At 41.0% G+C, this 11,979-nt stretch carries 12 protein-coding genes and 1 pseudogene; 5 read left to right on the top strand and 8 right to left on the bottom strand.

The window, feature by feature from the left end; translation table 11 throughout:
• Together ACEW80_RS03910 and ACEW80_RS03905 are read left to right on the top strand one after the other, a co-directional pair.
• Positions 1-208 (top strand): annotated as a pseudogene (locus tag ACEW80_RS03910) (hypothetical protein); the annotation flags it as partial.
• Between the two features lie 278 nt (positions 209-486).
• A complete protein-coding gene (locus ACEW80_RS03905) occupies positions 487-702 on the top strand; it encodes a hypothetical protein (protein WP_094345573.1) in 216 nt (71 codons plus the stop codon).
• Positions 703-817: 115 nt separating this feature from the next.
• Here ACEW80_RS03905 and ACEW80_RS03900 read toward each other — a convergent pair whose 3' ends face one another.
• The 8 genes from ACEW80_RS03900 to ACEW80_RS03865 form a co-directional block, all read right to left on the bottom strand.
• Positions 818-3,970, bottom strand: a complete 3,153-nt coding sequence (locus ACEW80_RS03900; protein ID WP_373525332.1) for a DEAD/DEAH box helicase — start codon at positions 3,968-3,970, stop codon at positions 818-820.
• Between the two features lie 22 nt (positions 3,971-3,992).
• Positions 3,993-4,169, bottom strand: a complete 177-nt coding sequence (locus tag ACEW80_RS03895) for a hypothetical protein (RefSeq protein ID WP_373525331.1) — start codon at positions 4,167-4,169, stop codon at positions 3,993-3,995.
• A 112-nt stretch (positions 4,170-4,281) separates the two neighbouring features.
• Positions 4,282-4,926 (bottom strand): Uma2 family endonuclease, encoded by a 645-nt coding sequence (locus ACEW80_RS03890; RefSeq protein ID WP_373525330.1) that lies wholly within the window; start codon positions 4,924-4,926, stop codon positions 4,282-4,284.
• On the bottom strand, positions 4,926-7,886 hold the full coding sequence (locus tag ACEW80_RS03885; RefSeq protein ID WP_373525329.1) for a DUF1156 domain-containing protein: 2,961 nt from the start codon (positions 7,884-7,886) through the stop codon (positions 4,926-4,928). The genes ACEW80_RS03890 and ACEW80_RS03885 overlap by 1 nt, the downstream gene beginning before the upstream one ends.
• A gap of 5 nt (positions 7,887-7,891) precedes the next feature.
• Positions 7,892-8,389 carry a PIN domain-containing protein gene (locus tag ACEW80_RS03880; RefSeq protein ID WP_373525328.1) on the bottom strand — a complete coding sequence of 166 codons (498 nt, stop codon included), beginning with the start codon at positions 8,387-8,389 and terminating at the stop codon, positions 7,892-7,894.
• Positions 8,386-8,676 (bottom strand): hypothetical protein, encoded by a 291-nt coding sequence (locus ACEW80_RS03875; RefSeq protein WP_094345577.1) that lies wholly within the window; start codon positions 8,674-8,676, stop codon positions 8,386-8,388. The genes ACEW80_RS03880 and ACEW80_RS03875 overlap by 4 nt, the downstream gene beginning before the upstream one ends.
• A gap of 218 nt (positions 8,677-8,894) precedes the next feature.
• The gene (locus tag ACEW80_RS03870; protein ID WP_373525327.1) at positions 8,895-9,548 is read right to left on the bottom strand and encodes an ImmA/IrrE family metallo-endopeptidase; all 654 of its coding nucleotides are present in this window, start codon (positions 9,546-9,548) and stop codon (positions 8,895-8,897) included.
• The gene (locus tag ACEW80_RS03865) at positions 9,535-9,927 is read right to left on the bottom strand and encodes a helix-turn-helix domain-containing protein (protein WP_373525326.1); all 393 of its coding nucleotides are present in this window, start codon (positions 9,925-9,927) and stop codon (positions 9,535-9,537) included. The genes ACEW80_RS03870 and ACEW80_RS03865 overlap by 14 nt, the downstream gene beginning before the upstream one ends.
• 227 nt (positions 9,928-10,154) lie before the next feature.
• On the opposite strand from ACEW80_RS03865, the gene ACEW80_RS03860 reads away from it, so the two are divergent.
• From ACEW80_RS03860 to ACEW80_RS03850, 3 genes are all read left to right on the top strand, one after another.
• Positions 10,155-10,433: a multiubiquitin domain-containing protein gene (locus ACEW80_RS03860; protein WP_373525325.1), complete on the top strand. Its 279-nt coding sequence runs from the start codon at positions 10,155-10,157 to the stop codon at positions 10,431-10,433.
• Positions 10,434-10,442: 9 nt separating this feature from the next.
• On the top strand, positions 10,443-10,829 hold the full coding sequence (locus ACEW80_RS03855; protein ID WP_373525324.1) for a hypothetical protein: 387 nt from the start codon (positions 10,443-10,445) through the stop codon (positions 10,827-10,829).
• The coding region (locus tag ACEW80_RS03850) for a ThiF family adenylyltransferase (RefSeq protein ID WP_373525323.1) at positions 10,826-11,979 on the top strand (1,154 nt) is incomplete at its 3' end. The genes ACEW80_RS03855 and ACEW80_RS03850, both read left to right, overlap by 4 nt.

Raw genomic sequence — 11,979 nt, 5'->3', positions numbered from 1 at the left:
CAAATGGGATGTGAGTTATGAACAAATTGCCTTAATATGCTGTCGTTCCGATTCTACGGTCAGAGGTTGGTTTAAGCAAGGTAAATTTAGACGCTATCCTCAGCCTAATGATTTACGACATTTGGCATTCATGGACTTTTTACTGGAACATTTTGAAGAAGTTCCCGAACAACTTTGGCAATTGCTATGTCTGACTCATTCGCCTTGATCTCAATAACATTTCTCTTCTACATATAGCAATCCGGTTTGATTCATGAAAGGTTTTTAAAACAAAAGCTTTGCCCTGCAAGGTTTTCAGATTGAGTACACTTTCTTTCATTCCAGTCTGAACGCTATATATCTGTCCAATAAATCTAATGCACACATAATTCTAATTGTCAATATCAATTTGACCTGTCTTTGAGTATACCTCCTCGTTTAAGGTAAATATTGGCGATTTAAAAGCACATAACATGGTTATTTTACAGCATTTTTAAGGGGTAAAATATGACTTATTCTGAGCAATTAAAACCGTGGTGTATTGTCCATGATATTCCCAATCAAGAAAATATTGTTGTGAAAAGATTCCGCCGACGTGATGATGCTGTTGCTTATCTGCAAGTGTTGAGGCAGTCAGGCAGAGATATTGTTTTTAAAATCATTTTTAAGGCTAAAAACGTCAAGATGCCACGGGAAAATGAAGCTTTGAACGGTTCGTTTTGAGAAGATTTAAAAATAATAAAAATACTAACTTACCGGATAATATAATCCCGTATTTTTGTTAGATTACCACCCCATACCCCACTAAGCCAGTAATATAAATCTTAAAACTGTAGTCTCAACAATTAATGGTTTGTAGCAATTTTTCAAATAAGGGATCGCCAAAATTCATTAAACGTAGTGAAGACATTTCATCAAAAACATTGGGATAAAAAGTAACCATGTAATTCTGCTCTTTGTAATTCAGTTGCCAAGTACGTTCGCTCCTTCTCTCAAACTGCACACCATTAGCTTTTAAAATTGCTGAGTAGGTGAATAACTGCTCAATAGTTTCTGGCGTAAAAGGAGTAGAGGGGATTGGTTTTTGAATTTCCGCTAAGTCAGCTTCTAAATCCATCGCTACCATTTCCTCGATTGCTAGACGAGGTGGTGGGCTGTCTAACACAGAATCGAATTGAGACATTAAAACATCCTCTTCTTCTGGATCAGCACTCATAACAGCCCGTTCAATAAAGGTAGGGACTTGGGCTAAAATCGGCTGAAGATTACCAACAACAGTGGCAAAGGCATTAATGCGATCGCGCAATTTTCGATAAACCTTTGCTTCTACAGTGCCATCATAGTAAAAATTGTGAATTCGCACAGTCGGATACCTTTGTCCAATGCGGTCAATTCTCCCAATACGCTGTTCGACCCGCATGGGATTCCAAGGCATATCATAATTAATCAACACCCCACAATTTTGTAAATTCAAACCCTCGGAAGCAGACTCAGTACAAAGGAGAATTTTGATTTCATCTTGGCGAAATCGGCGTTTAATTTCTTCCTTGGGAACTAGACACCACTCCCCATTCTGGTACAATTCCCCACCACGACCTGAGTAACAAGCTACTTGGCTACCGTACAACTCCTTCAATGTATCCCGTAGATAGTCCATCGTGTCAGTGTACTGGGTGAAAACGATCGCACTTTCTCGGTCAGTTAATTCTTGGCGTAAAATCTGAATAAAGCGAGAAAGCTTGCTATCTTCCCCAGTGTTTTCAAATTGGCGTAGTAATTCTTCAAGATATTGAATTTCCTGGGGGTCTACTGGTTCAAAGAAAGATTCCAGCCCAGCAATTATTGCATCATCCTCATTATCCACATCTACTAAATCGTCGTCACTTAAAACGCTTCCCCGTTGAGTTAGCAAATAATCCAAACGACGTTGCAGAGATGACTTGATAGCATAAAATGAACTGGTCAAACGTTTGCGGTAAAGGGTCATCAAAAAACCCAAACAAGAACGCTGATCTATTTGTGCCAGTCGGTAAAAGTGACGTACATAGTCGCTGACAGCTACGTAAAGCGGTACTTCCCGTTGGGGTTCCAGCGTAATAGCGTTATCCTGCACAACTCTAGTAGGAATATCCCGCTCTAGCAGTCCCCTTTGATAGTATTGTCGGAGAGTATCGCGGGTGTGGCGGAACATCAAGTCTTTTAGGGGCGTGTTCACTGTCAAGTATTGGCGTGAGGTGTCGATAAAGTCTTCATCTGCCAATAATTGTTTGTGATTGGAGATTTTCTTTCCTCGTTGCCAAGTATCCTGCATTTTGTAAGCGAGGATGCGATCGCTCTTGGTCAAAAACTGCTCTAACCTAGAACAAGGTTGTCCGCCGCGCCCAAAGTAATCATTAGACATGACTTGCCAAAAATTTATTATTTCCGGCTTGACAGCACCTTGTAGCGAGGCGAAATAATCGCAGAAGTTACCGCCATAACTCCAATGTCCCTGCAATCCCAGCAGGTTTAACAAATCAAAAACTTCTATGGCATCAATTTGCATGGGAGTTGCTGACAAAAGAATCAGGGATTTAGTCTTCTCCTTCAACTGTGTCATTAACTGTAACAAGCGATTGGGTGTTTCCTTGCGGTCTTGGGGACTTTTGCGGCGTGCGTGGTGTGCTTCATCTAAGACTACTAAATCCCAAGGTTCTGCTGATAGTAGCTGGTGCATTCTGTCAGTTCTTCGCACCAAATGAGAAGAAGCCAGGATTAAGTCTTGAGTATTCCAGGGATTAGCTACTGCGGGGATAGTCCGCTTGTAGGGGTCTTTAAATTCTGTAGATGTGTAACTCCAAAAATGCAGATTAAATTTTTCCCGTAGTTCTTCTTGCCATTGGGGTTGGACACTAGCAGGTGCTAAAATCAGTACCCGCTTCACTTTTTTGGACAACAGCAGATAACGCAGAATTAAACCAGTTTCAATTGTCTTACCTAAACCAACTTCATCAGCAATGAGAAAACTTTGGGGAAAATTTTGAGCAACGCGGCGCAGTATTTTAATTTGGTGTGGCCAGGGGTGAATGGGAATTGATTTTAAACAAAAGTCCAAGCAGCCGGGATGTTCATGAATATTAGCAAGTTGAGTAAATGCCAACCGTTCTTGTTCCCTTTGTTCTGTAGAAATAACAGAAGTGTCTGGTTTTAGTTCCGGTTCTGGTTGTGCTTCTGGTTCAGTTAATTCTATTTTTGTTAGAGGTCTAGAGTCAAATTCAGCTTGGGCATTCCAATCAGGTTTAGTAGATTTTGCGTAACGCAATAGCTTTTTCTGTACCGCCTCTGGAACTTCAAAAACTCGCACGTTAGGCGATACGTTATACCAAAGTTGCTCAAACCTCGCTTCTTCTTCTTCAACTCTATCTAGTTCCCTTCCTCCCTCCCAAGAACAATAAACGTGAAATGATTCTATATTCCTCTCCCAGCCACCAATAGATTCGTTATTGGAACCATTAAATGCTAATTTATCGCCCTTGCTATCAGTAAAAATGCCAACTTTTTCATGAAATATATGCTGTGGGTCTAGTTGCTGTGTACTATCTTCTGGCTGTCCATTTTGTTTCAGAGGAATAGCAATTTTAATATCGAGATATTGATTTTGAATTAACCAACTGAGAATTTCAAAGTGTTTGAGTTGGGCAAAACTTTCTGGTGGTTTTAAGTCTGCGTCTAGACGAGATAGCAATGCGTCTCGCAGTTCGTATCCCTGTTGAATTGCTTGTAAATCTTGGGGGCTAAACTGACAGCCCATGATTAACCGCATTCGCCCTTTGTTGTGCAGCATTGCACCTAAACCCCGTGCAACTTTACTTAAAATGGCACTGCTAAAAAAGCCGGCTTTGCGGTCATATTGAATGGCACACTCTAAAGCAGGAATGTAGAAATCAGTGATGGTGTTGTGGGTGTTGCTGGTGTAGCTAATTTTCCAGGGATATTCACGCAGGTTTTTCAAATTTCTAACCAGTTATCTAATTTTAATTATCAATGGAGTCTATAGTTCTGCCTTGATAAGTATGGCGCTGTTGGTCAATTTCTGTAAAGATTTCTGTTAATTCCGGTTGGTTCTTCCAAGCGCCAAATAATTGATTCAGTCTAGCTAGTTGTTCTAATATTTCAATATTTTGACCACGTTTTATGCCTCTAACCTTCATGTTTGATTATTTCCTTATTAGTTAACTGATGACTAATGACTATTAACCGTTCACTGTAGCTTGCTTCTTGCGGTAGCGAGTTGACTGTTAACCGTCAACTGACAGTCATCAGTTAAGCATTTTGATTTTGCAATGCTTTTCGATATAGTTTAACCGCCTGTGTTTGATTAGTTTCACTGACAAAACTAGCTAATAAAACAGGGTCTAAATTTGGCAGTAATTTACTGTAAGAATTTTGAGTGTATTTACCGTCAATTTCTGATAAATAATAAAAACTAAATTGCTGGTTTTTCCAAAACCAAACTTCTTTTACTCCCAAACCTCGATAAACCTCTAGTTTGTCAATTCCGCCACTAGTTATAACAATCTCTATGGCAATATCTGGGACTTCATTTAGTTCTCCAAGACAGTAACATTCATCTGGTTCTGCGCCTTTTTTCGCGGCTTGCTTACGAAAGGTGGTACTACCATAACCATTAAGATTAATGTCTCTTTCCTCTGCATAAGCCTCTAGTAATCTAGCAATTATTTTTTTAAGGCGCTCATGTTCTGGAGAGGTAGTCATGATAATCTCTAGTGTTCCTTCTAAATAAGTCATACGGGGAAATTCATCAATAAACATATCAGAGAGTTGTTCGTATTGTTCCCAGGTGACATCATAAAGAATGATACGTTGGTCTTCGGTTGGTTGAAGTGTCTTCGGGTCTAAAAGTAACATAAGTTGCTTGACGGTTAATAGTTGACGGTTGACAGTCATCAAAATAAGTTCAATTGTCCACCTTCATTAAATGGTATCTCAGGTTGCACATAAGACACTTTCGCTTTAATTTCATCCATAGCCAACCACAAATCTAATAACGCTTTTTCTTCGGGAATGCGTTTCTTTTCATCACCAATGCGCGGAATTACTTTTAAAGCTACTTCAAATGTCCGCATAAATAAATCGTTGCTGACTAAGCCGGTATTTTTGAGAAATCTACGGACTGGTTCTGTATTGTCTTCCTCTTGGTAAAGGGCGATAATGGCGTGGAGTCCATCTACTAAATATCTAGCAGAAAATTCAGTATCGGTGACGGAGAAGGCGCGTTTTTTCAAGCGTTGTTGCGGGGTAAGTAATTTACAGTAACCGCTTCCAGAATCGAGTAATTTGTGTTTTTTGACTAAATCGGAGACATCAAAACCACCGACTGCTAAAGCCAGTTGTCTAGCTTCATCAAAGGGGAATTCTCGCGCTTCAAAGGTATCCCATGCCAAGATGTACCATTGGGTTAAGGGGTCGATACCGTTGAAGTCTTTACCTTTTAATAAGTTTTGTAATCGGTATTCGACTACTGCTTGGCGTACTTCTTCAAATGCTGCTTTGGGTTCAACTTGATTTCCGGCGCTGTCGAGGATGGAACTATATTGGGTAAACTCTCTCAAAGCACAACCAAAAGCACTTAAACACAAGTTAATACCAGGGGGTTTAATGCGACGTGAGCTATCTTTATCTTCTTCTTTATTAGCAGTAGGATTAGCAGTAGGATATCGATGTTTTACTCTATCAGCCGCAGGACGAGAATCTGCTGTTAAGCATTTTTCCAGTTCCGGTGCTTCTTTAAAGACGATATTTCGCACCTTGATACGCACATCATCCCACCAAGCTTGTTTAGCGTTGGGGTCGCGTTTGCGGCATACTAAAAGCACGGTGCTGGATACTGCGTTTTTCTGCGCTTGGTGCAAGTTTTGCGGGTTTTCGGTACTGACTGCCCAAGATGCGGTAATCTCGAAACCAGCATCGATGAGGGATTTGGCTAAGACATCCCACGCGCCGGAGTCTTTGTGGTTGAATTGTACTGTCATTACGCCGTCGTCGCATAATACGCGATGATATTCGGCGAACGCCATCGCCATTTTTGCTTCATAATCTTGGTTGGCAAGCTTTTCAGGGGTAATTGCTTCTGTGGTATCAGTAGCAGGTTTACCCATCCCTTTAAAGCGTGAAGGGTTGGCGACGGCTTCGCGGTCTTTGTCGGTTAGTTCTAAGTAGAATAATTCGGGGAAGATATCGCCAAGGGTGCGTTTTAGCCAGACGTAGAAAAAGTCTGATAATTCAGCGTATTGAATTGTGGCGTAATAAGGTGGGTCTGTGATAACTGCATCAATTGAGTTATCGGGGATATGAGTTAAGTTATCGGCTGAGGCTGAGTCGATTTTAATTGATTTTGGATTATGTTGTTCAAGTCCTGGGATACCTGTTGAACCTGGTTTTGTTCCGAATAATGCACATAATTTTTCATATTCAGAAGCAAAGACATCAGCGCACCAACACCATAATTCACCAGCACCATTTTTTTCTGGATAATTCCACATTAAATTGAGTGCATGTTGGGATGAAGCACCTTCAGAACCAGCTCTAGGAGGATTCCAACGTCCTAATCTACAGTTTTCATCAACACATCTATCTAATACTAAAGCCAAATAAGTTGAAATTGCTTGTGCTTTCTCCCAATCATGCTCAACTTGAATTAGCTCTTTTGCTTCATTAATAATTTTAACGTAGGTAACGAGAGTTAGAAGCTGACGGGGGTTAAAGCAATCCTCATATTTTCGTAACCCATACTCATAATTACGTGGTGAGTCGTGTAAACCTGTACTGGTTGGTTCACTTGGAATTAAATTACTAATGCTACCATCTGAGTATTTTTGGTTTAGATAAAACTCAGCTTTTTGAATATCATCTAAATCTGTTTGTTTAGGCAGTCTAAATTCTAATCCTGATTTCCCTTGTTTATAGGCAACTGCATATAATTGATAGCCTAGATTGTTAATAGATGAATATCTCTTGATTGCTTCATCATCAATTACATTGCCACAATTAGGACATCTACCAACACCCCTACTTAAAGTAACCGTAATATCAGGATCATATTCTTCATCATCTGTTTGAATCGTTGTTCCCTTCCCCTTTCTTCCCTTAACCAACTCAAAATCAACACGCTTATTCTCAGGATTAGGAATTGGCTTAACTGCATACCAATCACTTGTAACTTTCCTAGCTTGTCCTTTTCCTCCATAATTGCTGGTTTTACTTAACCACCAATTAGGACTCAACGGAACAACAGACTCACAACTTGGACAAACAACCGTATGCGCCCATAAATAATTCTGCACAGTTTCCCCAGGTAAAGATGGGAAAAACTCAGCCAATCTTTTCTCCGCCTCATCCCCTACCCACTTCACCCATTTATCAATATCCTGCTGCAAATCTGGGCCAAACTTTAGCGGATATTCCATCGCCGCCTTCATCGTCACCACCGCCACAGGATTTAAATCAGAAGCCAGCACATTTAACCCATATCTTGCCGCCTCAAAAGGTATACTTCCACCACCTGCAAACGCATCTAAAACAGTCGGTGTGCGCGTTCCCCAAACCTTCTCACAATAATCATGCACCTTCTTAATTTGCACAGAATTAGGCGGCGTTTTATATAGCTTTACCTCCTTCCCCGGTACTAACCCCAGCAAATATTCAAACTCTTGCATTGTGATATCTGCTGGTAATAAAGAAGCCAACACACTGGCGCGACTAAATGATAAAGGCTTACGCGAATACCAGCGATGTAATCCTTTAAATGGATTTCCCCCGTGTTCAAAATTAACTTGCTCGTTTAATACCTGCACAGGCATCATTTTTTCAATAAATACAGCAGGGCGTTTAGAAGTTGAGTCAGACATTTTTATTACCAACCATAAGTCCGAATATTATTAAAATTAATTGTATCAATACCTACTTTTTGCAGATAATTAGCTAACTTGAAATCATCTGTAAGCACTAAATATTTATTTTTTGCTAAAGTCACAATTCCACAGTCAGTCAGCCCATATTTAGTAAAATTATCTAGCTGAACAGCATTTATACTTTCAATATAAAATTCATCTAATGCAGTCATCGCTTGAGCAAAGACAGAGTAACATTGAGAACGTTCTGGTTCACCAATCTGGTTAACCAGACTATTCACTTCAGTCAGCACATTAGGAGTTGTAACAATTTTTGAGAAATACGACAAGATACTCACTAGCAAATCGTAATCTTCCGGTAAAAACTTTTCAGTCCGATTAAACTGTGATATTCGCCCCCGATTTACAGTACCAACAAACCAAAGTAATAAAATATTTGTGTCAATTAAAATTCCTTTTTGTTTGTAACTTTTAAACAATAAACTAATATAATCTTTCATACCTCACGAATTTTCATCGATTTTACTTCCCCCGTTTCGGCATCTACGGTAAATATTTTATACTCACGCTCATATTTAGTAGCTAAAGAAATAGCTTCAGGAATAAGTGTTCTTTCAGTTTTAGCGACAGGGCGACTAAAACCTAAAGTTACATACCAAAACCTTTTATTCTCTGACAATTCTACTTCTTCAAGCAAGATATCATTGATAGAATTACCTATCATATCCTGGATATCTTCAAAATATTTTTTCGCAGCTAGAACAGCACCACGCACGTCAATTTTCATATATTTTACCTCCTGATTTATAATGACAAAGGTTTACGCAAATATCAGCGATGTAATCCTTTAAAAGGCTTTCCCCCATGTTCAAAATTAACTTGCTCGTTCAGCACTTGCACGGATATCATTTTTTCGATGAATACAGCAGGGCGGTTGAGGGTTGAGTCGGTCATAGATTAGTGGTACAGAACAAAACACGATTTACTAGCAAATTCTTTACCAAATTAACAGTAAAGTCCTTCTGCTTGCTTGCGTTGGCGTTGGATTTGCTTATAAATCGGAACTCCGTACATTTTTTCTTCTAGTTTCATCCATTTGACATTATCCAATATGCCATTACGGGCAAACCTTAGAAAATAGGCTTTCTTCACCATTCCTGCGTAAGAAATTGTTGCTTTTGTTGAATGCTTCAATCGCACCAAATCTTCTGAAGTACATTCACCTTCTTTTACCCCCATCTGAACTAAACCAGCAATAAAATCAGCGTCTGGAAACAACATTTCAGCAGCAAAAACTTCTGCCCCAACTTCAATGTTTTCATTTTGATTGTATTCTCCACACAGTACAGATTTCAGGTTGCGGTCAACGAGAAAATGCTTCAGTTCATGACACATTGTAAAAAGTGCTGGTGCTTCCGGTAGCGAACGGCTAATCATAATAGTTGCACCGTACTCATCATAAAAGAAAGCCCCCCGCAGCTTTTTGAATTTCGCTGTGGGGGGTGAATTTTTTAGAGGCCACAAATCATATTTAATTTTATGTGTCTTGTAGATACGTCCTATATCCGACTTGCGTACTCGCGGAGTTGTTAAGCCATATTCTGACCGAACCGAACGTGCAAGTTCCTTCATCTCCTCATAGTATTTATTCTGCGTCATTCTGTTTTTTCCTCTTCCGCCCTGATTTCGATTTATCTCCTTGCTGGTAGAGACTTCGCGCTTTCCGAAATTCAGCGTAAGTACGCAATTCTGCTAGGTCTTCAGGGTGTAACTGTTTAACTACACGCAACAATGCAGCTATTTCCTCGCCAAGCGGAGCTTCTTCTGCTGGGAAAAAAGTTAAAATTGACACTCCGAAGAACCGACCAAGGTGTTCGAGGTCTTCAATTGATGGGCGATAAGTCGCAGTTTCCCAACGCGAAATGGTGTTTGCACTTGTTCCCACTTCTTTTGCTAGTGCTTCTTGGGATAGCCCCTTACCTCCATAACTCGTCCTCAGATAGCGAATGCGTTCTCCGATGTACTCCATTAATTCCATTCGGTTTGTGTTGTTCGCAACTATCCTTATCTGCCTAACTATCCTTTTATAGGATATTACTTCCTTTTGCTGTTGACGTTTCCTTGTAGTAAAAGTTATCCTCCTGAAATAGGAAGACAATTCAACACCAATAGGATGATAAAGCTGCTTCAGTATTTTTACGGCAAAGTGTCATCTTTGGGCAATCAGTAATCAAAAGTTCAATTTAATACACAAGGAGTATTGTCATGCAAGTTAGTAACATAAAAGACACCGAAGCACTGTCCAACAAACCGAAAATGATTACGGTTACTGTCAATGAACGCCCTGTAAACTTCTCACAGCACAAGGTTACAGGTTTAGAGATTAAACAGACTGCCATAAAACAGGGCGTAGCAATTCAGGAAGACTTTGTACTGTTTGAGGTCAAAGGCAATTCTCCCCTCAAGCAAATTGGAGACTGCGAAACCATTACCCTGCATGAAGGGCAAAAGTTCCGTGCCACTGCACCTGATGACAACTCATAGGGGATACCGATGACACCTGAAATTGAACAAGCGATCGCAGAAATCAAGCAAGCCTTTCCAGAGCATCCTGTTGATATAGAAGCAGAACCAAACGGAGGCGCATACATCATCGTTAATAATATGCTAATTGGCGAACAGTACGTACCTTCCACTAGCTGGGTAGGCTTCTTGATTACCTTTCAGTATCCCCATGCAGATGTGTACCCACATTTTATTGATGGGGGGTTGCGACGGGTTGATGGTGGTCTAATCAAAGGCAATGGATTATCTGCTTCTAACTCTTGGCGAGATCGTCCAGCAATCCAAGTATCGAGGCGTTCCAAGCGATTGAACCCAGCTATTGATACGGCTGCAACCAAGTTAACCAAGGTTATTTCGTGGTTGAGAAGCCAATGAACAAACCTATTGAATTCAGAATTGATCAGCCACTTTATCAAAAGCTTCATCAGCATCTTTTTCCTGGCGATGGTGATGAACATGGCGCGGTGATTGCAGCAGGTATTGTAGAAACCTCTCGCGGTATCCGCCTGCTAGCGCGTGAAGTTTTTCTAGCGCAAGACAGGATTGACTATGTACCTGGTACTCGTGGCTACCGTGCTTTGACTGCAAAGTTTGTAGCTGAAATATCAGGTTACTGTGCAGAACACAACCTCTGTTACTTCGCTGTACACTGTCATGGCGGTAGAGACGAAGTTTGTTTCTCATCTGATGATATCGCATCCCACGAACGAGGATATCCAGCGCTGCTCGATATTACTCATGGCGGCCCGGTGGGGGCGCTAGTCTTTGCCAAAAACGCCGTAGCAGGGGATATCTGGACTCCCTCTGGTCGCTTTCAACTCGACCACATGACCGTTATCGGTTCGCATATTCGGCGACTTTATCCTGCGCCCCAACCCCGACTGTGTGCCGCCAATCCCATGTACGACCGCCACGCACGCTTGTTTGGCGATGTCGGACAAGAAATTTTCGCCAATTTAAAGGTGGGAATCATCGGACTTGGCGGCGGAGGCTCGTTGATTAATGAATGGTTATCCCACTTGGGAGTAGGACATATCATCGCCATCGACTTTGACCGCGTTGATTTAACCAATCGACCCCGTATTGTTGGCACAACTCCTTGGGATGCAATGACTTGGTTAACCAAACAGCCGATTCCGTGGTTGCAAAAACTCGGCAAGCGATTGGCTGCTTATAAAGTCCATGTCGCCCGCCGGGTTGCCAAACAAGCTAATCCCTCCATCCGCTATGATCCGGTTGTGGGAAATATCGTCGATGAAGCGATCGCACATTTACTGGTAGATGCTGATTTCTTGTTCTTGACAGCAGACTCGATGCAAAGCCGTCTAGTTTTCAACGCGCTAGTGCATCAGTACCTGATTCCAGGCATTCAGATTGGTGCTAAGGTTCCTGTTGATAAGCAAACAAGGCAAGTTGGAGATATTTTTACTGCTACTCGACCCGTACTTCCTTATGCTTATGGTGGTTGCCTGCACTGCCATGAATTGATTCCGGCTGGTAGGTTACAACAAGAAGCATTGAGTGA

This window comes from Nostoc sp., assembly GCF_041747015.1.
Lineage (GTDB): Bacteria > Cyanobacteriota > Cyanobacteriia > Cyanobacteriales > Nostocaceae > Nostoc.
This window is presented reverse-complemented; position numbering and strand designations above follow the sequence as displayed.